General features: G+C 62.6%; 1 protein-coding gene. It reads left to right on the top strand.

Features of this window, described 5'->3' with window-relative positions:
- The first annotated feature begins 715 nt into the window (after window positions 1-715).
- The gene (locus HNQ65_RS03855) at window positions 716-26,812 is read left to right on the top strand and encodes an autotransporter-associated beta strand repeat-containing protein (protein ID WP_184338147.1); all 26,097 of its coding nucleotides are present in this window, start codon (window positions 716-718) and stop codon (window positions 26,810-26,812) included.
- Window positions 26,813-26,892: the final 80 nt, after the last annotated feature.

Below are 26,892 nucleotides of genomic sequence, written 5' to 3'. Positions count from 1 at the left end.
GAGTGCGACCATTGGTATCAGCAAAGTCGTTTGTCGGAGCGACGCACGCATCTGCGCTTAGCACGCTCCTGCGAACCTTCAAAGCTGCCCACTTTTTTGCCCTGGCCTGATATGACTAGATGGCCTCGGGCAGAGTGGGGTAGCAGGAACCGAGGGCGGAAAGCTCATCGAAATTGGCTTCACACACTGCCAGACACCGCAGGATCAGGCCCAAACCTTAATGCGAACTAGTCGCGGCAACGCGTGGAGAGTTCTGCGGTCACCATCTGTGGTGAATCGTCTCACGTGTAAAGATTCGCAGCTTCCGTGTTGGCACACGCTGAACGTGATGCGCGTGCCAAGACAACGGCGCCAAAGATCATTTTAGCCTGAAACTGCACGATTAGCGTCTGATTTGCGCGATTTGGGGACTGCGCGGTTCGCGGCTTGGTCCGCGCAGTGCTGACATGAGACTTTATGCGTTCTCAAAGTTTCTCATCGCAGTCATGAAGCGGGGAAAAGCTGCTTCAGGCCTCTTTTCAGTGAGCAGCCTCACCACGGAAACCGTGGTGAGGGGAAAGCATAACCACCAGCGCAGGGTGAGTCCAAACACACGCGCGAGACCGCACGGCATCGCACGCGGCTGACCTTTTTTTAGTTTTAAAATATGAGACCTGCCACGCCCAAAAAAACGACAACCCTCACGCGCATCACTGGTTTATGTTTATGCCTGCTCATGCCGCTGGTCACACTGCCTGTTCCACTCAGTGCCGCCACATTCGTGTGGGATCCTGTGCAGGATCAGAGCGGTAGTGGAGGAGCAGGATCGTGGGACACACTCTCTTCCAATTGGCTCGGCAGCGGCGCGGATGCCGCATGGGTGAATGACGGCACGAGCACCGCCGAGTTTGCAGGTGCGGGAGGTGGCATCACCCTCGGCACCGGCCTCAGCGCTGCCGGCCTGGTTTTTGATGTGCCTGGGTACAGCCTCGGCAGCAGCACCCCGGGGCAGGTGCTCACGCTTACCACCTCCGGCATCTCTGTGGGGGCGGGGAGCGGTTCCATAAGCGTGGGAAACTCCAACCTCAGCCTGCTCGTCACGGCGGACATGACCTTTGCCAACAGCTCTCCTGGTCTGCTCACACTCGGCGGTCGTGTCACCAAAAGCACAGCGGGTTTTCTCACTTTGGGCTCAGGCTCCACAGGCGGCATCACTCTCGCTGCAGGCATGGCCGGAGCGGGCGGGCTCAAGATCAACAGCAGCGGATCAGGCATCGTCACGCTCTCCGGCACCAGCAGCTACAGCGGAGCCACGCAGGTGCTGGCGGGCACTCTGAAAATGGGCGGTGCCTACGCATTCAGCACCAGCTCCAGTCTCTCGCTGGCAAGCACCACCGGCGCGGTCTTCGATCTCAATGGTTTTAATCAGTCTGTCGCCAGCCTTTCTGGCGGCGGCACGCTGGGCGGCAATGTGCTGCTGAGCGGCAGCTCTGTGCTCACCCTCGGCGGGGCATACACCGGCCAGCCCGGCGGCTACTCACAGGCCACCAACGTCTCCGGCTACGGCATGTGGAACTCCTTTGGCGGCCAGATCTCCGGAAGCGGCTCGCTGACTCTCAGCGGCGGCAGTGTGCTCTACCTCACCAACAGCAGCAACAATTACACCGGCTTTACCAACATCCTGGGCGGCACGCTTGTCATCACAGACGTGGCGCAGCTCGGCGCCTCCACCACCACGGTGAACGTTGGTGGCATAGCGGGTGGGCAGGGTGGCGGAGCACTGGTGGTGCAGGGCGGTGCCAGCGGCATCACCTTTACGCGCAACCTCGGTCTCAGCGGCTATGGCATCAGCGGTGCCAGCAACAGCGCCGGCTACTCACTCGTCAACATCGGCAACAATACCTACACCGGCATCCTCACCTCCGCTCAGAACAACGAGACACGTGTCGGTTCCATAGCGGGCACCATGACCTTTGCCAGCACGGCCACCCTCAACTCCACAGGTACTCAGTATCTTATGGCAAACGGCTATGGCAACTTCCTCATCAACGGCTTCATGACAGGCGGCTCAGTGGGCAACGTGTCCTTCTACCGTTGGAGCGGCGGCGGCCTGCTCGGCCAGGTGACGCTAGGAAACCCGTACAATAACTACCTCGGTCAGGTGAAGGTGACGGGTGCCTTCATGCGAGTCACATCCCCGGGCAGCCTTGGTGTGGGAGTGGACAACGGCTCACTGCAGTCCTATGCCGGCGCCTATGAGTTCCGCGTGGATCCCGGCAACACAGACTTCTCCAAGAAGACCATCGCCTACAACTCCACAGGCTCCTCCATCACCGCAGCTCGTTCCGTCGGCGGCGTGGGGATCAATCAGACGCTCGTCATCGGTGGCGCGGTGGTCAATGGCGTGGTTTCCCCTGGCTGGAATGAGAGCCAGGCCAGCGCCAATGTCAGCTACAGCACTACCTTCAATGGCAACGACGGTTATGGCGTGACTATTGGTGCGGGCAACATCATCACCTATGGCTACACTGCGCAGACCTCCAGCAGCGCCGCTGTGGGCAACAACCACAGCTACGCCAGCAGTCTCAACGGCCTGCTCACGCTCAACAGCAGCTTCAACTCGGTGGACCTCAGTGCTACGCGGACCTACACCATTACGGCCAATGGCGAAGTGCTGCTCACTGGGAACCTTCTCAGCTCCGCCGGAACGGTGGACCACCTGTGGGTGAAGTCGGGTGCGGGATCGTTGGGCATCCAGGGCACCGCCTCCACCAACTTGGGCAGCTTCACCATCACCAACGGCAGCGTCATCGCCAGTGCGCTCAGCGCCTTCAATGTGAACACCACCACTGCCACCGGCAGCGGCGGCCTCATCCTGGGCACGACTAGCACGAATTCCATTCTCAACTACGTGGGCTCTGCCGCCGCAGGCGTGGGAGAGACCTCCAATAAAGCGGTGGTGCTAGGCGGCACCACGGGTGGTGGCGTCATCTTTGCCAATCAACAGCAGAATTCTGCAAACACCTCCGCCACTGGGCTCGTGCTCACAAGCAGCATCGCCGCTACCGGCGCAGGCGCCAAGACGCTCTACCTCGAAGGCTACAATAACACCACAGGCACGGCTGTGGTGAACCAGATCACCGGTTTGATCACGGACAACCTCACTCTGGCGGCCAACAGGACCTCGCTGCTCAAAGGTGGCAGCGGCACCTGGCTGTACGCGCCCACAGCTTCGTCGTATGTGTCTGCCAGCGTCGCTGCCGGAAACACGCTCAGCACCAGTTCCTCCACAGCCAGCGGCACCGTGCTGAACTTTGCAAGCACCAGCGGCCTCGCGGTGGGGCAGCTGGTTTATGGCACCAACATCGCCGCAGGATCTTATATCAGCGCGCTTACCGGCACCACCGTCACGCTCAGCACGCCAGTTTCTGGTGCTGTGGCCAGCTCCGCCTCCATCGTGTTTGGCGGGGAGGCCTCCTCGGTGGCCACCATTCCTACTGTCGCCACCACCACGGCCACCGCTTCTGGGGCAAGCGCCATCACGCTCGCCAGCACAGCGGGACTGACTGTGGGAATGGTCGTCACCGGTAGCAGTTTGATCCCTGCTGGCACCATCATCACCGCCATCAACAGCGCTACCAACACCATCACCCTCAGCGCCGCCACATATACCACCTCTACTACCACCATTGCCTCTGGCACAGCGCTCACATTCAATGGGGCGTCCAATACCAATGTGGTCACTCTCACCAGCACCAGCGGTCTGGTGGTGGGCCAGAGCGTGGCTGGAGCCAATGTGCCGGCTGGCACCGTTATTACTGCTATTTACGGCAATAACGTGGTGTTTAACAACAGCATCGGCGCCCTCACTCCCATCGCCGCAGGGACCACGCTCTACTTTGGCAGCCTGGGAGCCACCGGTGTGGCGCAGGCTTTCTCTGGGGGCGTCACTGTCGCGGGCGGCACGCTGCAGGTGCAGCCCACCGCTGCCACTGGCGCGGGCTCCGCACCGCTCACCAGCGCCAATGCACTCACTTTCTCCACGGATGTGCTCACCGGAAACGGCTACGCTGGCGGCACCTTTCAGATGCTGGGTTCCGCCAGCGTGGGTGCAGTCAGCATGACAGTGGGGCAGATCACTCTCAGCAACGGGCAGGCCAACATCAGCACCCTGGCCAATGGCGGCACGCCCACGCTCATCTTTGGCAACTCCACGCCCATCAACACCACACGCGGAGCTGGCACCGTGCTCAATTTCAGTCCTGGCGCAGGCACCACCATCCAGTTCACCACCAGTCCCACATTGCTCAATGGCATCATCGGCCTCGGCACGGCCACGCGTGGCATTGCCTACTATACCAATCCAGCCAGCGGCGCGGTGGACTTTGCCACCGTCACCGGCACTGGGCCGTATGTGGTGGCGCCGTATGCCTCCTACACCAGCGGCCTGCCCGCATCTGGTGCCACCGCCACCGCTGCCTACTGGCAGAATGGCGGCAGCGTCGCCACCACAGCCGGGCAGACCGTCAGCGCTCTGAAGGTCAGCGGCAGCGCCTCCATCACACTCGGCGGCACACTCACGCTGGGGACTTCCGCCACCACGGGCGCGGTGTTGTTCGACAACTCCAGCGGCTCCGCCACCATTGGCTCCACCGCCGCCGCCAACACCCTCGGCGCAGCTGCTACTGAAGTCATCGTTTACACCGGCGGCAGCAGCACCAGCAACACCCTGACCATCAGCGCGCCCATCAGCAGCGCCGCCGGCTCGCTGACCAAGGCAGGACCCGGCACCCTCATCATCTCTGGGGCCAACACCTTCACGGGAAATGTGACCATTGACATGGGCACCCTGCAGCTCTCTGGCGCTGCGGCCACGCTCGGCATCATCACCACCGCGGGAAACGTTACCGCTGTGCGCCAGGGTTCCACGCTCGACCTCAATGGTGCGGGCGCGGGCGGGCTTACCACCATCGGCCTGCTCACCGGTGCGGGCACTGTGACCAATAGCGGCGGCGGCACCGCTGCGGCGGCCACGCTCAGCATTGGCAGCAGCACCTCCACCGGCACCTCCACTTTCTCCGGCCTGCTGCAGGACGGCTCGGGCGTGCTCAATGTGACCAAAAACGGCACAGGTACGGAATTTTTTAATCCGCTCAATGCAGCTGTATCCAGCGCCAGCGCCAATGGCCAGACTCTTGGCACCATCGGTTACAACACGTACAGCGGTGTCACTTCCATCGTTTCGGGCACGCTCGGCGTTACGCTGATGGCAAACTACGGCAGCGTCAGCGGCATCGGCACAGGCAGCGCACAGGGAAATGCCGCCAGTCTCGTGCTCGGCGGCTCTGGCACTACAGGCACGCTGCAATACATCGCTCAAAACAACAGCTCTTTCCTCACCATGGTGCAGTCCCCCTCGGTGCAGACAAACCGCCTCTTCACCCTCGCGGGCGGCGGCACGATCGACTCCTCCGGCGGCTTTGGCAATGCGGCCGTGGGCTCCGGCGCCTCTAATAACGCCGCTGTGTGGTTTACCAACACCGCGCCCGTCGCATTCTCAGGAACCGGTGCCCGCACACTCACGCTTACCGGCACCTCCGCTGGTGACAATGAGATCGACCTCCAGCTCATCAATAACACCGTGGACGGTGGTCTGCTCAGCGTAACCAAGACCGGCACCGGCACCTGGATCCTGGGAAATGTGAACAACACCTATGGCGGCGCCACCACCATCTCAGCAGGCGTGCTGCGTGCGCAAGATGCGGGCTCCACCACCAGCAGCGCCACCACCACCTCGGCCGTTGTTGGTTCCACGGTGATCGATCTCGCCAGCACCAACGGCCTTGTAGTAGGGCAGGCGGTCACGGGCGCGGGCATCGCCCCAGGCACCACCATTGCCAGCATCCTCGGCCCCTTGCAGATCCGCCTCAGCAGCAGCAGCACGGTGGCCCGTGGCACGGTGCTCAGTTTTGGAAACATCAGCAGCCTCTCCGCCAACAGCAATCTCGTGCTGGCTGGTGGTGTACTGGAGAGTTCGGGCACCTTTTCCCGCGTGCTTGGCACCGGGGCAGGGCAGGTGCAGTGGACCAGCAGCGGAGGGTTTGCCGCCTCCGGATCTTCCCTCGTGGTGGCCATCAAGGATCCCGTAAACACTGCCAACCTCGCTACCCTCACCTTTGGCAGTGGCGGCTTTACCAGCGGCACTTTCATGCTGGGCTCCTCTACCGCACTCTCCGACACCACCGTGCTCAATCCCATCGACCTCAATGGCGGAGCACGCGCCATCACCGTCACAGACAGCTCCATCACAGCGGCTGACATCTACACTCTTGCCGGTGCGATCAGCGGCGCGGCGGGCAGTTCCCTCACATACACCGTGCCTGGCGGCACGATGCTCCTGATCAACGGTGCCAACACCTACTCTGGCAACACCACACTTACAGGTGCTGGTGCCCTTGCCGTGCAGTCCATCGGTTCCGGCGGCGCTAGCAGCTCCTTTGGCGACTCCACCGGGCAGCTCACGCTTGGCAACGGCGCCACCGCCGGCGGCTACCTTCTCTACACCGGCACGGGAGAAACCGTCACCCGCACGATCAATCTCAACACCACCACCGGTACCGGCAGCACCAACACCATCGATGCCAGCGGCAGCGGCGCCCTCGTGCTCACCAAGATCGTCACCCAGGGCGTTGGTGCCAAGACTTTGACGCTCACCGGTGAAAGCCGCGACGCCAACACCGTCTCCGCCGTGCTGGCAGACAACGGCGGCGCGCTCACCGTTTCCAAGGGAAATGCAGGCGTGTGGATTCTCACCGGGGCCAACACCTTCACCGGTGGTGTGTCCATCTCGGACGGATTCCTCGGTCTGCCTGCCGGGGTGGACACAATCTCCGCCAGCAGCGCCAACCCGCTTGGCATGAGCTCCGGCACTCTGCTCACCATCGGTGGCACGGGCGGCATATTCTCCCTTAATCCAAACGGCACCACCATCAACGCCACCGTGGCGTTGAGCAACTCCTCCGGTCTCACCGCCACTGTAAACGGCAACTACTCCGTCACCTTCAACGGCACCACCAACTGGAGCTTTGGCGCAGCCTCAACTCTCACCAATAACCTCATGCCGGGAGCCGTTCTGACGTTTGGCGGCCCCATCGCCTACACAGGCTCCTCATCCAATACTCTCGCTCTGGGAGGTACGGGCAGCACCACCTTCAATACTGCGCTGCCCGCCGCTTTCACCAGCGCCCTTACCATCAACACTCTCGGCACCGTCACCTTTAATGCCACCAGCCTGAACACTGGCGGTGTCACTCTTACTCAGGGAAATGTCATCGCCAATGCCAGGAACGCCTTTGGTGCGACATCAGGCACGCTGACTCTTGGCGGCGGCGTGCTCAGCGCGTCCACCAGCGCGCTCACGGGAACGAATGCCATAGCCAATCCGGTCACCATCAGCACCTCCGCCAGCATCATTTCCGGATCCAAATCCATTGAAATCTCCGGGGTAACTGGCATGTCTGCCAGCAGGCTGCTTACCAACAACATCGACAGCAGTTCCGGCGCCTCGCTTACTTTTTCCGGCGGCGTCAGCAACACCGCCGCATCCACCTTCACCCTTGCGGGTACTGGCAATACTCTCATCAGTGGCGTGTACGCGGCAGGCACCGGGGCCAATGCGCTGACCTACTCCGGCACGGGCACGCTCACGCTCACCGCCGCCAACACCTATACCGGAGCCACCACGATGAATGCGGGCACCACCGTCATCAGTGGCACGGCGGGCTCCCTCACCGCCACTTCTGCCATCACCGTCAATCCCACCGCCACGCTCACGCTGGACAACAGCACCAACTCCCTGGCCAACCGCCTTGCCAACAAGCCGCTCACGCTCGCAGGCGGCACGTTCAACTTTATCGGTGGCAGCGCAGGTGCCACAGAAGGCACTGCCGGCGGCGCTGGCACTTTCACCCTCGGTTCCAGCGGCCAGTCCACGCTCGGATTCACCAGCAACGGCGGCACCACCAAGCTCAACTTTGCCTCTCTCTCTGCAAACGCCGGAAGCACCATGGATGTGCAGAGCAATGTCTCTCTCGGCACCAGCACCAGTCAGGTCAGCTTTGGCAGCCTGCTGAGCACCAGCGCCGCCACCGTCACCGGTACCACTCTCAGCTTTGCTTCCACCGCTGGCGTGGCCACTGGCATGGCCGTCACCGGCCCGGGCATTCTGAATGGCACGACGGTCTCCAGTTTCACCAGCACGACTCTGACTCTCAGCCAGGCAGTTGCCGCCAGTGGTGTGACCAGCTCCGCAGCCATCACCGTTGGCGTGCCCTCGTTTGGCTCCACCTCAGTTGTGGCCAATGCGCTGCTGCCTCGTATCACCATCGGCGGCACCGCGTGGGCAGCGCTCGGCAGCAACGGCCTCACCACTTTCTCCAACTACAACAGCTCGGCGGACGTCACGCTGACAAGCCTGCTCGCCAACCCCACCATCGCGATGCAGGTCACTGGCACCACGACCAATGCGCTGTGGAGTGCGGGCGCAGCGCCGGGCGGTCGCATCATCAGCGCCCTCTCCATCAGCGGCAGCGGCATCACTCTCGGCGGGGCGACGGGTTCTGATCTTTCCCTCACGCTGGCCAGCGGCGGCATCTTGGTCAATGGGGGGGCAAACACGCTCAATGCCACGCGCATTGTGCTTGCGCCGCTCGCGGGCATCATCACCACCACCGCGCCGTCCGCCACAGGCACGGAGGGCATCCTGCAGATCGCCGCAGGCTCCACCCTCAATTTCGGCGGCACGCTGGTCGGCACGCTGCTGAACAATCAAAACAGCGCGGGCACGCTGTTTTACTCCAACACCACCGCACCTGTGGCCAGCGTGGCTACAGGTGGCCTGACCAAGGGGCTCTCTGGAAACCTCAACATCACCGCACGTCAGTTCTATACCGGAGCCACTGTGCTCAATGGTGGCACCACCACGCTCTCTGCTGGAAACAACACCCTCTTTGATAACGGCGGCGCGCTGACAGTGAACTACGGTGCTACGCTCGACCTCAATGGAACCGTGCAGTATGTGGGCAATCTGACTAGCAATGGCGGCTCGGTGCCCGGCGCTGGCGGCACCATCACCAGTACCGGCGGCGCATCGCTGCTGGTCAGTCTCGGCACCACCGGCGTGTGGGCTGGCAGCATCGCAGGAGACAGTAGCAATCCCATCACCTTTGTGCGCGCCAGCGGCGCCACCACCAACGTCCTGTCCGCCAACACCTACTTTGGCTCCACCTACATTCTTGGCGGTGCCATCACCCTGATGGACAATGGCGCGCTGACCAATACCTCCGCCATCACCGTGAGCTATGGCAACCTCAACCTCAACAACAACACCGACCTCTTCACCAATAACAATGATCGCATCAATGATGCCGCGCCCATCACGCTGAACTCTGGCACCGTGTCCCTCAGCGGCCGGGCCAACACCTACACCACTGAGTCTCTCGGCGCGCTCACCGCCGCCTCCGGTCTTAGCACCATCAACGCTGCTGCTGGCGGCACGGGAACCTACTCCAATGCCGACCTCAACTTTGCCAGCATCTCGCACGCACCTGATGCGTTGATCAACTTCACCGGCAGCGTGCTCGGCAGTGAAGGGGGCAATCCACGAATCCTTGTCACCGATGCCTCTACGCTAGGTTACAGCACCGCCACCGGCGTCATCGGCGCGTGGGCGATCGCCAATGGCGACACTTGGGCAGGTTACAATCCCACGCTCGGCATCGGCTCCGTCGGCACGGTGGGCTACCAGGGCTATGCAGGCGGCTATATGTCCGGCGGCACCGTCACTACCTCCACGGCGGTGGCAGGAGTGAACGTGACGAATACCTACTCCGGCGGCACACTCAATGGATTCGGTGCGGGGAATGTCACCAACGTGCTCAACGGCATCACCGGCATCAACCAGGTGCTCGTGCTCCCCTCCGGCGGAGCCACCACCGACTACCTGCGCCTGGCAGGCACCTCGGAAAACGACATCGCCTTCACCAGCGCGGGAGATGTGCTCAACATCGCCATGGGAGGCCTCATGCATGGAAACACCACCACTGGCTCCTCCATCATCGGCACCACCGCTGTGCGTGGTATTCTCACCGCCGGTGGCAGCGCCACCAGCGGCACGACGCAGCTCATGATTTACAACACCGGCAACACCGCTACCGCCACCGGTGTGGCTTCGACGGGGACGGTGCTCAATAGCAACGTGGTCTCCGTCACTACCACCACAGGCCTCTTCCCCGGCATGGCCGTCAGCGGCACGGGCATCCCGGCGGGCGCGTATGTCACACAGGTGCTCAGCACTACGCAATTCACCATCAACTACAATGCAACTACCACCACAGGGGGGCAGGCGCTCACGTTCACGGCGGACATGGTCATTAATTCGGTCATCGCTGACAACGGCCTCGGCAATCTCACGCGCCTCAACAAGTCCGGCACCGGAGTCCTCACACTGACTGCTGCCAACACCTACACCGGCGGCACCGTTATTAATGGCGGAACCGTCAATCTCTCTGCCGCCATCCCGGGCACCCTTGTGCTGCCTGCTGGTGGTATCACCCTCATTGGCTCGACCACGGGCGTGAATCCCACCACGCTCAACGTCGGTGTCAGTGGCATCGGTGGAAACGCCACCGGCATCGGCGGGCAGATTGATCCCAGCAATACGATCACCGTCGTAGGCAGGTCTACTGTCAACCTAGCAGGCACGCAGACGCTTAACAGCCTCGTGTTTAACAACAACGGCGGTGAAGGCTCTCCCACCGTCACTACTGCGGCGACCACGCCTGCCAGCGTGCTGAATCTCACCAGCTCAACTCCCATCACCGCCAGTTCGATCAATCCAGCCAACGTCTCCACCATCAGCGTGGCCTCACTCGGACTCTCCACCGGCACCAATACGATTCTGGTTAATCCGCTTCAGATCGCAGGCAGCAGCTTCACGCAGCTCACGGCTTCTTTGAACATCAGCTCGCCTATTGTTGGCATCGGCACCACGGGCACGGGCGTGGGCCTTAGCAAGACCGGGAATGGCCTGTTGCAGCTCAGTGGGTCGAGCACCTTTGACGGTGGGGTTAGCCTCGCAGCGGGCGGCATCGCCATTGCTGCCAGCAGCACAGCCACAGCAGGCGGCACGGTGCTCAGCGGCCCGCTCGGTACCGGGACCTTCGCCATCGGCGGCGGCACATATCTGACCTCCACGGCCGCCACCAACGTCATCGCCAATGCCCTCGCCCTCGGCGGCAATGACCTCAGCTACAAAGGGCCCAACGGTCTCACGCTCAGTGGTGCGCTTACGCTGAAAACCGGCAGCACCACGGTGAATGTGGATGTGCCTGGAGCCTTTCTCACGCTGGGAGGCATCATCTCTGGCACGGACGGCTCTTCGGGCCTGATCAAGACCGGCCTCGGCACGCTCGCACTCACAAACAACAACACCTTTGCCGGATCCGTGACAGTGAATGGCGGTGTGCTCGTGCTCGGCGGAGCTACGGGCGGAGTGGCACAGCCGCTGCTCAATGGCGGCAGCATCACGTTGGGCAGTGCGGGCACGCTCGCTTTGGAAAACAATGGTCTCGGCAACGGTGGCCTCATCACCTACCAGGGCCTATCCATCACCATCGACCCTGCGGCTAATTACGCGAACCTCTTTGTGGGAAATGCCGCCAGCGTGGGCGTTGCCGTCTCTGGAAATGGCACCGCCAACGCCATCAAGATCCCGCAGCTCACCATGACCGGAACGCAGGTGCTGAATCTGGGCGCATCCAATGCTTACTCTCTCATTATTCAAAACCTTACCGACACCACCGGTAAGGCACAGATCAATGTGCCAGCGGGCATGACTGCCTACATCTACTCCTACACCGCAGGGCAGAAGCCGGTGAATATCGGCCTGGGCGCGCTCTACTTCCCGGACGCCACCACCATCGGCGCCACGACCACGCTGGCCTCTAATCCAATCGAACTCTCCACCTACAACGGCAGCAACTACTACCCGCTGCTGGTGCAGCCGGCGGTGGCCTCATCGCTGCCAGCGGGCTACATCGCAGGCGGGCTCAATGCCAGTTTCAGCAGCCTTGCTGCGGCGCAGGGTGTCACTAGTGTGAACGTGGCTGGCATCGGGGCCAGCGGCACGGGCACCGTCTCCCTGATCAACGATGCAGGCATGAACAACCGCGCCGCCTCCACCTCTGCCAGCTATACGAATGGCATCACTACATTGCAGGGGCTGATCCAGATCACCAATGACGGCGTGTACACCTTCCGCAGCGCCACCGATGATGCAGGTGTGCTCTATATTGACGGGCAGGTGCTCATCAATGACCAAGGCCCACACCCAGGTCTCACTGAAGGAACCGGCACCGGGCAGATCAACCTCACAGCCGGATATCACACCATCTCCTACACCGCTTACAATGCCACCAACTCCGGCTCCTACCGCCTGCTCTATGCCGGCCCGGACACAGCTGGCAACGGAACGCCCAGCACCGTCGCGGGAGCGGTGGGCGGCGGCTTCCAGGCCATCCCCTCCAGCAAGCTCTTTCTCACCAGCGGTGCACCCACTGCGGCCAACGGCTACAACTATGCCGCCATCATCAACAACAACTACACGCTCGCTGCGGGCGCATCTGCCACTATCGACACTCTGGGCACGCCGCTGGGAGTGGTGATCGCGCCATCCACCGGCACAGCGATGGCTATAGGGGCAGGGGCGGTGCTCAACATTGTGGACGGCACCACCGGCATCTACGGTGCAGGCTGGGTCGGTGTTGGCGGTACGACAACGATCGGCAATGGGGCCATCATCGCCACCACCACCACGGCCACGCAGGCGGCGGGCGTGCTCGACCTTATCGGTGCGGTGACACAAACCGGCGGCGGCACGGCCAATGCCCTTTACAAAGCGGGCACCGGCATGCTCATCCTTGCAGGCAACAACACCAGCAGCTTCACCGGCGACCTTGTGATCCAGGGAGGCTATCTTCAGCTGGGAAATGCTGGAGCTCTCAGCAGCGGCAGCACAGCTTCTCTTGGCGGCACACTTGTGCGAAATGTGAACTCCAGCACCACCAGCCTGCCGACTCTGACTGCAGGGGCCAACACGCTCGTGCTCGCGGGTGCGGACACCAGCGGCACGCTTTCGCTGCTGGCGGGCATGGCAGTGAGCGGCACGGGCATCCCGGCGGGCACATATATCACAGCCATCAGCGGGACGACGCTTACGCTGTCGCAGGCCGCGACCTCCACAGCAGCGGGAACCTATTATTTTAATGCCTCCGGTGCAGTGGACCTCAATGGACAGACGAATGTGGCAGGAAACATCACTATCAATGGCCTCGGCGCGCTCATTCCCTCCGCCTCCGCTACACCCACCGCCATCCTTGCCGCAGGTTCCAGCGGTGCGCTGTGGAACAGCACTTCCACAGCCGCCAGCCTCAGTGGCACGCTTACGCTTGGCTCCAGCTCCAGCGTGGGTGGTTACGGAAATCTTACGCTCAACTCCATCATCGGCGGGAGCGGCATCACACTGACCAAGCAGGGCACCAACACGCTGCTGCTCAATGCCGGCAACGGCACGCAGGTCTTCAACACCTCTGTAGCCCTCGGCACGCTCAAGCTTGGTAATGCCGGCGCGTTCGGCGCTGCGGCTAATGCCGTCACCATCGCCAGCGGTTCGGTGCTGGACCTTAATGGCATCTCCGTGACCAACACCAACCCGCTCAGCATCTCCGGAACAGGCTACGGCGGCAGTGGTGCCATCACCGGCACGGGCACCACCAGCTCCCTCGGGGCTCTAATTAATACCGCCACCTCCGGTGCAGGATACGCGGGCACCGTCACCCTCGGTGCAGCGTCCAGCATTGGCACCAGCTACATCAATGCCACCAGCGGCTACGGCAGCACCAGCTTTGGAGACATCACGCTCTCCGGCCAGGTCAATGGTGCCTTTTTACTGACCAAGGTGGGCTCCAACACGCTGAACCTCACTGGAGTGACCACGGCTTCCACGCTCACCGGACTCACTGTTGCGCTGGGCAAGGTGGCCATCTCCGGAGGCTCCACCATCGTGCTGGGATCAGCAACAACCGCACTAAACGTGAACGCCGGTCCGGTCTCCGGCATCAATCCAACCAACACACTCCAGCTCGACTACACCGGCCTTGGAGCCACTTCGGTAAACCGCCTTGGCGCGCACGCCATCACGCTCAATGGCGGCACGCTGCTGCTTTCCGCCACTACCGGAAGCATCACTGCGCAAAACGAAGCCCTCGGGGCCAACAATATCACCATCAACGGCGCTTTTAGTGTGATCACCCTGGATGTGAACGGCACCTCCACCCTGGAACTCAGCAGCTCCAGCACGGGAACCATCACTCGCACGGCCAATACTGGCACCCTGCTCATCCGTGGCCTGGGGCTTGGCAATGCGGCGGCGCTCACCGTCGGCAAGACCAATGTCTTGCTCGGCACTGCGCCCACCGTCATTGGTCAGTCGGCGGCCGCAGGAAACAAAAACGCAGGCATCATTCCGTGGATCGTGGTGGACGACACCGGCAGTTCCGGTTCCGGCACCAGCTTTGCCATCACTGGCACAAACGGACTTCGTGCGATGGCGGCGGCTGACATGGACACCACGTTCACCGCCAACAACAACATCCTGCTCAACACCACCACCCCGCTCACTGCAGGCACGGCCACCAGCACCTACACCACCACGCTGGTCAATTCGCTGACCTTCAGCACAGCAGCGAATCCCACGCTCACGATCACCTCTGGACGAAACGTCACCCTCGATAGCGGCGGCATTCTGGCCACCGTCAATGCCACTATCGGCAGCGTTGGTGGCGGCTTCATCAATGCGGCCAACGGCACCACCAGCCGGGAGATGTTCATCTATACCGCAGGCAGCGGCACCACGCTGACCATTAATGCCGCCGTGGGCGGTGTGGTGGTGCCTTCCACCGGTGGCCTGACCAAAAGCGGCGAAGGCACCGTAGTGCTCGGCGCTGCGCAAAACAGCTACACTGGACAGACGCGCATCAATCTAGGCACGCTCAAGCTCGCGCCCGCCAGTACCACGACGAATGCGCTCTTTTACCTTGCCACTACCGCGCCCACCATCGCCACGCTCACCTCCACGCTGAATGCCAGCGTGCTCACCGTGAATGCAGGCGGCGCCTTGGATCTCAATGGCAACACGCAGACCACTGGCGCGCTCAGCAGCATCGGCATCCTGCCAGGCACAGGCGGTATCATCACCAACAGCTCCACCACCACCTCCACGCTCACCGTGGCCAATGGCGCCACCGCCACCGACTGGGCCGGTCAGATCACCGGAGACGCCTCGCACATCATCAATCTCGTCAAGACCGGTAACACCGCGCTGACGCTGCACGACAACAACACCTACGCCGGAACCACGACGGTGCAGGGGAATCTGCTCTCCCTCGTAGATCAGGGCCGCCTCTCCGGCACCAGCGCCATCTACGTGCGCAATGCCGTGCTGCAGTGGAATGACACCGGAATCCAGGCCATGAGCAACCGCCTCCCCTCCAGTGTGCCGATCACGCTCGACGGCGGCGCCTTCCAATGGACCAGCCGCAGCGGCACCAATGGCACGGCCTCCATCGGCACGCTCGCACTCGCGGGCTCCAGCAGCGAGATCCGTCTGGATGTGGGCTCCGTGGCCGGCGCAGGTGCGGGTATCGGCAGCGCCACGCTCACCATCGGCAGCATCCTCTCCCGCAGCACCGGGGCCACGCTCGTCTTTTACGCTGGCACCGGCACCATGGGGGATAATCCTCAGATCCTCTTCACCACCGCGCCGACGCTCACCAATGGCATCATCGGCGGCTGGGCCACCACCATCGGTCTTGACTCCTCGGTGGCCAGCACCACAGCCAATGCTGAGTTTGCCACCTATGATCCCGTCACTGGTATTCGCGGCCTCACTCCTGCGATGATGACCACCAGCTTTGCCGCCTCCACCAGCAGCAGCAACATCCGCTTTGGAGACACCGCCATCACCATCCCGCTGGGTGGCGCGGTGGTGAACTCCCTCACCTGGAACGGCATCAGCACCACTCGTGCACTCTCCTTCACCTCCGGCACGGACACGCTCACGCTTGGCAGCGGCGGCTTCCTCGTCGGTACAAACAACGCCGCCACCAGCATCGGCAGCACCAGCGTGCGCGGGCAGATCACTGCAGGCACGGGCCAGTCCGAGCTCTTCCTCAACGTGGGCGCAAGCACGCTCACGGTAAACTCCGCCATCACGGACAACGGCGTGTCTGGCGGTCTCAATCTCGTGCTCACCGGCCTCAGCCAGGCCACCAACACTCCGACCATCACGCTGGCAAGTGCGAACTCCTATCTCGGAACCACCTACGTGGATGCCATGGTGGTCAATCTGGCCAACCTTTCAGGATCCGGCAACGCCATCACCGGCAATCTCGTCATCAGCGGCGGCAACAACAACGCCACCGACTCCATGGCCATTGCCAATGCGCAGGTGGTCAATCTCGCATCCCAGCAGATCGCTGACAGCGCTGCTGTGACCGTGCGCGGCGGTGCGCAGTGGACGCTTAATGGCTTCAATGAAACCATCGCCAATCTGGTCTTTAACAGCCAGGGCGGCAGCAATGGCGGCAACGGCCCCCTGGTGCAGACCGGTGCAGGAACCCTCACGCTGACCGGCGGCATCACCTCCACCAATCTGGACGATGTGCGCATGGTGCCCGCCATCGTGGGCCTCCTCAGCCTGCCCTCCAGCGCCACCATCACTGTCGATCCTGTAGCCAATTCCTCCGTGAATGGCAACGGGCAGGTGGGCCTCTCGATCAACAGTAACATCGTCTCCAGCGGCGCGATCACCAAGGCAGGCTCCGGCGTGCTGCAACTTGGCGGTGTGAGTTATGTCACCAACAGCATCGGCTTCTCCAATGGCAGCAGCGGTACTCTCGTGCTCGGCCCCTCCTCAAACTATGCAGGCAGCACCATCAACCTCGGATTCAGCGGCAACGTGCTCGACATGCGCGGCCAAACGAATCTGCAGGTGGGCACCATCACCGGCGTGGTGGGTTCCATCATCAAAAACTTCAACGTCACCACTGCGGGCACGCTCGTCACCGGAGACGGCACCGGCGGCACGTTTGCGGGTACCTTTATCAGCGACTATTTCAATTCCGGCACGGCGGGTGGTGTGCTCAATGTGACCAAGATCGGCAGCGGCAACTGGGCGTTGACTGGAGACAGCAGCGCCGGCGTGACCGGTACGCTGACGGTCAACGCAGGCACCGTGACCTACAGCGGCGCGAGCGGTAAAAGCGGATTCTCCACTGTGGCACTGTCGCAGGGCGGCACCCTCACGCTGGACAACAGCGGCGTGCTCGCCAATGCCGTTGGCAGCCGCCTCGGTGGTGCCACCTCAGTCTCCGGCACAGGACGCACGCTCAGCTTCCAGGGGGGCACGCTCAACTACCTCGGCAGTAATCTCGCCACCCTCACCGAAGCTCTCGGCACCGTGACTCTTCTGGCCGGCCAGAGCACGCTCAACCTCACGCCGAGCACGGGCGCGTTTGGCACCACCATCACGATTGCTACGCTGACCGCGCAGAGCGCCACCAACACAGGCACGCTCGCCATCACCACCAGCGGCATCCTCGGCGGTGCGGCGGCCGGTGCCGGGCGTGTGAACATCACAGCCACCACGGGCAATCTCACCAACGGCATCCGTCCCGACATCATCGCCACGGACAGCACCGGCACCGGGCTGGTCACATCAGACGCCAATGGCCTGCGCATCCTCACAGCAGCGGACGGTTTCACTCCCACGGGCACCTACCTCGGTACTGCCACGCCTTCAGCCATCACCGCCTCTGGCCTCACCGCGTCCAATGGCACGGCTACCTCCAATGTCTTCACGGCGGCAAACCTGAACCTGTATGCCTCCAGCACGATCAACTCCCTTCTCCTGAACAGCGGCGGCGGCGTGACATCCACAGGTGGCGGCGCATCGGTGAACTACGCCACCGGAGCCGCCAGCGGCACCACGCTCTTCAATGCGGCCGGCACGCTCAACACGCTCACGATCACCAGCGGCGCAGTGCTGGCCAGGACGGGCAATGCGGGCTTCACCGGCGGTGCGCTCACGCAGGGCAGCGCCGCGCTTATCTTCCACACCTTGGACACGCTCAATGTGAACTCCTACCTTATTGGCACAGGTGTGCTGGTCAAGGCGGACAGCGGTACGCTGAATCTGCAAAAAGCCAGCTACCTGACCGGGGCTACCTTTGTGAACGGAGGAGAGCTCGACCTCAGCGCTGGTGCCAACACTCTCCTTGTCATCCCCACAGCCACGGTGGCCACGCTGGCCGCTCTGAACCTCAACGGCGGCACAGTGGATCTCAAAGGCAGCAGCCAGGCGGTGGCCGCATTGACTCAGACCAATGGCAACATCCTGCCCGGCGCTGCCGGCACGCTCACCAACACCGGAGCCACCACCACCTTTTTCACCAATCCCGGAGCCACCACCACCTTCCTAGGTGCCATCGCGGGGAACATCACCCTCGATAAATCCGGCACCAGCACGTTCGTGCTGACGAATACGGATGCTCGCAATGCGGGCATGCTCACCTCCATTCGCGGTGGCACGCTCACGCTCAAGGACAGCGGTGCGATCACCAGCGGCGGCGCGATCAGCCTTTACTTCTCCAGCCTTACATTGGACAACAGCGGCCTCTCAGCGCTCTCATCCCGCACTGGTGCTTCTGCCGTCAACATGCTTGGCGGCACGCTCACCTTTGCTGCCAAACAGGGCGCAGATGCTCTCAACATCGCAGGCAGTGTGAACCTTCTCTCCGGAGCCAGCACCATCACCAGCAATCTCTTTGGCAGCAGCACGGTGGGCAGCGGGCCGTCAGTGCTCACGCTGGCCAGCCTGGTGCAGAGCGGCACGGCTACGGTGAACTTTACCGTGGGCGCCGGCACCTTGGGGGCTCCTGTCTCCGGTGTGAATGGCCTCGCCCCTGGCAGTTCGGGGAACAATCCGCAGATCCTCATCACCTCTGCGCCCACGCTGGTCAATGGCATCATCGGCGGCTGGGCTGTGGTTGGCGGTGCAGATTTCGCCACCTATCGTGCCACGGTTGATCCTGTGACGGGGGCGCAGGGCGTGGCTGCTCTGGGCCTCTCTGTGAACAGTACCAATCCCTATGGTGCGTATTCCGCCAATGCGCTGACCGCAGGCACCGCCACGGACAATATCACTGTGGGGGCCAGCGTGGGCGCGGTGACTTCCCGTACCATCAACTCCCTCCGTCTCTCTGCTGCGGCCACTGTCACACAAAACTCCCTCGGAGACATGCTGGACATCGCCACCGGCGGCCTGCTGACCAACGGCGCTGCCAGCGTGATTGCGGGTGGCCGCCTTACCGCGGGTCTTCCCACCAACTCCACATCCACGCTGTACAATTACGCCAACGCCACAGTCACGATCAACAGTGCCATCACCAATTACAGCAACAGCAATCTTCTCTCCCTGGTCAAGACCGGCTCCAGCACCACCACGCTGAACGTGCTGCCCACTGTGTGGACCACCAGCACCACCACCTCATCCAACAGCATCACCGTTCCGAGCACAGCCGGGTTGGCTGTGGGCCAGACGGTCAGCGCAGGTGTAGGACAGGCGGCGGGCTCGGTCATCATCGGCATTGCGGATGCCACACATTACCTCATCAGCGCCAATGTGGTCACCGGCAGCAGCACTGCCGCAGGGACACAGCTCAGCCTGCCCACCTCGCAGGTGTTCACCATCTCCAATTCAAACTTCACCAGCAACACCATCACCGTTCCCTCGGGCAGCGTCATCTATCCTGGCATGAGCGTCAGTCTTGCCGCTGCGGCTGCCGGTGGCGGCGCTCTCACCGCCACCACCGTGGCCAGCGTCTCCGGAAACACGGTCACGCTGAATGGAAGCTTCACGACACTGCCGACCGCAGCGGCCACCGTGCTGTTTGGGGGCATCTCTGCGTCAACCCCCACAAGCACCCTCGCCAGCACGACCGCAGGCAGCAGTGTCGTGACGCTTTCCTCCACCTCCGGTCTCTACATCGGCGAGGTCGTCTCCGGCAATGCCAACATCCCTGGTGGAGCCACTATCACCGCGATCAACAGCCCCACTTCCATAACCATCTCAGCGCCCGCCACGGCCACAGCCAGCGGCACGGCCACCACCATCACCACCACGGCCACCGCGCCTGCCGCACAATTTGTGGCCGCCAGCACCACTGCAGGCAGCAATGTCATTACCCTTCTCGGTACGCCCACCCTCTTTGCCGGGCAGTTTGTGGTGGGGAATGGTATTCCACAGGGGGCGGTCGTCACCGGCATCAGCCAGGGCACGGGTGTCACGGTGGTGACCCTCTCCCAGAGCGCCACCGCCACTGGTGCTGCCAATGAATACTTTGCGCTGCAGCCGCTGGGTATGACCATCAGCGGGGCCACGCTGGCTTCCAGCACCACCGTCACCGTGCCCAGCACTGCTGGCCTGGTGCCGGGGCAGACGGTGAATGGCGCGGGCATCACGCCGGGCACAATCGTCAGCAGCATCACGGACGCCACGCGCTTTGTTATCTCGCTTCCGGCGCTGCTCACCGCCACCTCGCAGCCCATCACCGTGGGAGCTGCTCTCTATGCTGCCAGCGGCAGCATCACCGGCGTGCAGGCCAGCACCACAGCGGGCTCCGCCCTCATCACCGTTTCCAGCACTGCCGGACTTTATGTGGGCATGCCGGTCACTGGAAATTCTAACATCCCTGCGGGCTCTTTCATCACCGCCATCAACAGCGCCACCACTTTCACAATTACCAGCGGTACGGGAGTCACTGCGGGAACGAATGTGGCCACCACCATCGGTGCACCGGCGCTCGGCGGCTATTCCAACACCTACTCCGGCCCCACAGTGGTGAATCAGGGCACGCTCACCCTCAGCGGCACGCTGGGCGGTATTCAGGTGCCGGGGGACCTAGTGCTCAACAACGCCGGCGTGACGGAGAGCGGCAATGGCGGCCAGATCTCCTCCTCCAGCAACGTCACCTTCAATGGCAATGCAGGCGTGCTCACGCTCGTAAACACGAACAACACTTTTGCCAGCCTCACCTTCAATGGCAGCGGCGGCGCGCAGGCTACCAACATCACCGGCGGCACCTTCATTCTCAGTGGCACGACCAATGCCATCAGCGCTGTGAATGACAACCTGGCTGCCACGCCCACCATCGGCAGCATCTGGGAGCTCGCAGGCCAGAACCGCACCATCACCACCTCCGGCCTCTCGCCCATTGATCTCAGCATCACTGGAGTCATTCAGAATGTGATTGGCGGCACAGGCAGCGCAGCGGGTTTGATCAAGGCGGGCTCAGGTTCCCTCGTGCTGAGCGGCGCCAATACCTTCACCGGTGGCATGCAGCTCAATGCGGGCACGCTCATTCTCGCTGCCAACAGCTCCGTCACCACTGCAGGCGTGCCGCTCATCCAGGGAAATACCGGCCCGCTCGGCATCGGCATGCTCACCATCGCTGATGGCACCACGCTGCAGTCCGGCACCGCCGTTCAGACCGTGAGCAACTACGTGACCGTGAATGGAAACTTCACCTTTGGCGGCCCGGCCACGGTCAACGGAGTCACGCTCAACGGTCTCATCAATCTCGGCTCCTCCACACGCACCATCACCGTCACCAGCCCGCAAAACACCTCCACGCTCGGCGGCGCGGTCACAGGCACAGCCGGACTCACCAAGGCGGGTAATGGCATCTTGAAACTCAGCAGCAGTGGCAGCAGCTATGGCGGCGGCACCACCGTCAGTGGCGGCCTGCTGCTTATGGGCGCGGCCAATGCGCTGCCTGTGGCCGGGGCAGTCACCACGGGCGCAGGCGGCACGCTCGATCTCGTGGGCAATGCCACCACCATCGGCTCTCTGGCTGGCTCCGGTCTTGTCACCTCCTCCACCACAGCTGTCCTCACGCTGGGGAATGGAGCGAGCGGCAATTATCAGTTCGACGGTGTCTTTGCTCAGGGCACCTCGCTCGGCCTTGTCAAACTCGGCACTGGAACGATGACCCTCACCAATGTGAGCACCGCCACCGGCACGCTGACGCTGAATCAAGGCGGCATCAAGCTCACCGGTGCCACTGGCTTGATCACCTTTGCCACAGACACGCTCAACTCCACCAGCACGCTCACGCTGGACAACACCACCGCTGCGCTCAACAACCGCCTTGGCGGCAAGGCCGTTGCCATCCAGGGCGGCAGCGTCATCCTCAATGGCAGCAACGTTGCCTCCACCAATGTAAGCGAGACAATCTCCACGCTTACCGTTGCCAATGGTGGCGGCGTCATCACGCTTGCCGCAGGCACCGGTGGCAGCACACTTCTTACTGCCACGGCGCTGACCGTGCAGGCCATCAACAGCGGCGGCAGTCTGCTCATCCAGGGCGCGTCTAATGCAAGCGGTGCAGGCTTTGCCAATATCACCACCGGCAGCCTCTTTGGCAGCACGGCGGGAGTTCCCGTCGCAGGAGTGACGCAGGGCGGCGGAGCCAATGGCGCGAACAACATGAGCATTCGCTCCGACATCATCGTGGACACCGGCACAGGCACCGGCATGGGCTTCATCGTCAAAGACAGTGTCACCGGATTCCTCCGCCCGCTGGGCACCGGCACGGGCGGAACCACGGAAATCGTGAGCACACTGGCCAGCGGGCTGGCAATCAACTATGGCAGCTTCAGCAGTACGCAAACTTACAGTGCCGCGACTTCCATCAACAGCCTCACGCTCAGCACCGCCTTCGCCATCAATGTAACTGGTGGTGGCCAAGCCATCCAGAGCGGAGTGGCGCAGAAGTACACCAACACCGGCGCGCTCGCCGCACTCACCATCAACACAGGCGGCATTCTTGATATCTATGCAGGGACAAACACCCTCAATGCAGGCTCCATCACCAGCACCGGCAATGCACAGTTTCAGATTCACGTTACCGGCTCGGCCGTGCTCAATCTAAACGCCTTTCTCCTCGGCAACACCAGTGGTCTGGTCAAGGCGGACGGCGGCATGCTCATCCTCAACAACGCCGCCTACTACGCTGGTCCCACCACCATCAACGGCGGTACGCTCAAGCTGAACAGCGGCGCGGCCAATACTCTCCTCGTCACCCCGACAATCGGCACGGCCACGCTTTACAATCTCATCGTAAACGGTGGCACGCTCGATCTCAATGGCAGCAATCAGATGGTCGGCGCGCTCAGCAGCACGAATACGGTAGGCGGCACCGGCGGCTCCATCCTTAGCGCCACCTCGGCCAACCTGATGATCTCCAGTTCCAGCAGCACCACCTTTGCCGGAGTGATCGGCGGCACGGGTGGCAATGCCATAAGTCTCTACAAGGCGGGCACTGGCACGCTCACGCTCACCAGCGCCAATACCTACACTGGCAGCACCAACGTGCAGGGCGGCACGCTCATTCTGCAGGACAGTGGCAGCATCGCCAGCAGCACCATCAATGTCAGCGGAGCGACACTTTCGCTGGTTAACAATGGACTCTCTTCCAGCAGCACTCGAGTCTCCAGCACGGCCGCCGTGGTGCTCAACTCCGGCACGCTAAGCTTTACCGGTTCCAATCAGGCCAGCGCCACGCAAACCGTGGGCAGCGGCACGGGCGTGTCGCTTGCACAGGGCATGAGCACCGTCACTGTCGTGCCGCCTGCTGCCTCCACTTACAACACCGCCGCGCTGACGCTCGACAACGTGACCCGCACTGCTGGCACAGGCGCTGCCGTGATCTTTAACGGCACCGCGCTGGGCCAGACGCTGCCTGGCAGTGCGCAGATTTTTGTGAACACGCTCAATGGCAGCACGCTGCCCGCGGGCCTCCTCGGTGGCTGGGCCACCGCAGGAGCCACGGCGGCCACTGCCAATGACTGGGCGGTGAATGCCGCCGCGCAGACACTCACCGGCACAGTCTCCACCACTTTCAATAGTGCCACGGTCACACTGACCTCAGGCACTACTGCGAATATGATCGTGGGCCAGCAGATCAGCGGCACGGCCATCCCGGCGGGCAGCTACATCACCGCCATCGCCAGCGCCACCAGCTTCACCATTTCTCAGACAGCCTCCGCCACTAGCACCGCAGGCAATGCCACACTGGCTGCGGCGGGTATCTCGGCGCTGAATGCAGCGGCCTATGCGGTTCTCAGCGGCACAGGTACACAGACCGCTCTTTCCTCGGCTGGAAATTACCAGTTCAGCGGCGCAGGCACCACCATCACCCTTGCCGCAGGTGGCAACACCGTGAATACTCTCCAGCTTACCGGCGCTGCCGCTGGCCATCAGACTCTCGACCTTGCTGCTGGTACGCTGACCATCACCTCCGGTGGCCTTATGCGCACTAGCACCGGGGCGGCTGGCACGACCCAGCTTCAGAACGGTGCGCTCACCGCAGGCTCGGGTGGCGGCACGGTGGCCGAGCTGGACGTGTATGTAAACAACACCGGTGCCATGACCTTTGCTTCAGGCACGAGCGGTCTCAGCATCAGCGACAACGGCACCTACTCTGCAGGCGTGAGCGGCAGCCAGGTCGCGCTGGTGAAAAACGGCGGCGGCGGACTCACCATTACCAGCACCAGCAACAACACTTACACAGGCGGCACAGTGGTCAATGCGGGAACGCTCACGCTCAATAACGCCAGCGCCAACGGCACCAGCACCGTGGTCATTCCCGCAGGTGCGGGCACCAATGGCAGCGGTACCTCCAGCGGCTACAGCCTGGTTATCAACAATGGCGGCACCGTTACAGAGTCTGCCCTCGGCCAGATTGCGCAGACCGCTTCCGTCCTGCTCAATGGAACCGCTAATCTGACCATGGCAGGTACGAGCAACACGCTCTCCAGCATCACTTTCAATGACAACGGCGGCACGAGCAATCCCACCGTAGCCACTGCTACGCTGCTTAACCTGAGCGCTGCCAATGCCATCTCCGTCACAAATGACAACCTCGCTTCCACGCCCACCATCAGCGGCACGGCGCTGGTGTTGACCAATGCTGCGCCTGTCATCACCGTCAACGGCCTCTCACCGGAAGGGCTGATCATCTCTGCCCCGCTCAATACCACGGGCGGCGGCACCATCAAAAAGAGCGGCGCAGGCTCACTCATCTTCACTGGCTCCACGGCCAATGCTCTGACAGGCGGGCTCAATATCAGCCAGGGAACTGTCATCTTTGACAACTCCGCCGCCACCACCCCTTACGGCTCGGGCACCATCACCCTCGGCTCCGGTACCACCATCCTGGCTGGCTCATCCGCACGCATCATCAGCAATGCCACCAGCGTGAGTGGCGACTTCACCTTTGGCGGCACAGGCGTCACGGCCAATGCCAACAACCTCACTCTCAGCGGAGCCATGACGCTGGCCGCCGGTGCACATACCATTACCGTCACGAGTCCTCTTGTGACTGACACGATCAGCGGCGCGATCTCCGGTGGCACCAATCTGACGAAGGCAGGCGCTGGCGTGCTCATCCTGAGCAGCACCTCAAACACTTATGGCGGCACCACCAGCGTCTCCGGCGGCGTCCTGCAGCTAGGCGGCTCGGGAGTCATTCCAGACAGCTCCGGTCTCACCGTGGCTGCCGGTGCGGTGTTTGATGCCAATGGCAAGACCGAGACTCTTGGCTCCCTGTCGGGAGACACCGCCACCAGCGGCGGCATGATCACCAACTCGCAGTCCGGCACCTCCGCCACGCTCACCATCGGCGCGGACAATGCCAGCACCACCTACGCCGGCATCCTCACAGACACCAAGGCGGGCGTCGTTGGCACAGGTAATCTGCTTCTGACCAAGACCGGCACCGGTCAGCAGACACTCACCGGCGTCAATACCTACGCCGGAGCCACCACCGTCAGCGGTGGCAATCTCCAGGTGGGCGTTGCCGGCGTGGGCAGCACGGCCCTCTCTGCCACCACTGTTGCCGGCACCGGCAGCGCAGGTGGCACGGTCTCCGGCGTGGTGGGCGGCAGCAGCAGCGTTATCACCGCCACGCAGCTCAGCGCGCCCACGCTCTCCGGTACTGGCACCGTCGGTGCGGTCACTGTGGGCAGCAGTTCGACCATCGTAGGCTTGATCATGCCGGGAGATTCCGGCGGCACAGTCCCTGGCAAGCTCACGCTCAATGGCGCGCTCACGGTCAATTCTGGATCTCAGATCCAGTTTGGCATCACTTCCAGCAGCACCAATGCCGGCATCCTTGATTTCAGCTGGAATGCCGCAGGCTCGGCCTCCAGCTACCTCGCGCTGCACGCCACTGCAGGCTTAGGCGGCACGCCGGACGCCATCTATACGCAGTGGAACACCGTCAGCGGCACCTACAGCTCCCTCAGCCTCGCTGGCAAGACACTCAGCCTCGGCGCCAGCGTGGGGGGCACACCCACCGTGCTGGTCGAGACAACCGGTGGCGCAACCATGGGTATGGGCGATATCTTCAAGCTGATCGACTGGTCCTCCGTCTCCACCGGCACGGCGGGCACCATCGGCACACCGGGAGGCAGCAGTGCTTTCAGCTCCGCCTCCGATCTGGTCCTGCCCACTCTCGGCAGCGGCCTCTTCTGGGACACCTCTGCATTCTCCTCTTACGGTGTTGTCGTCATCGTCCCCGAGCCCGCCCGCATGGTACTCTTCCTCTTCGGTTTCTTCGCTCTCCTTCTGCGCCGCCGCCGGAGGCTGGTCTGAGGAAGTGTCGGCAAAAGGGCAGGGGGCATTCTGCGCAGTGTCCTTGACGGCTCCGTCATTAGGCCCTTCTTGATGCCACT

It is taken from the genome of Prosthecobacter vanneervenii (assembly GCF_014203095.1).
Taxonomy (GTDB): Bacteria; Verrucomicrobiota; Verrucomicrobiia; order Verrucomicrobiales; family Verrucomicrobiaceae; genus Prosthecobacter; species Prosthecobacter vanneervenii.
The sequence above is the reverse complement of the archived record's forward strand: the minus strand, read 5'-3'. Positions and strand labels throughout refer to the sequence as shown.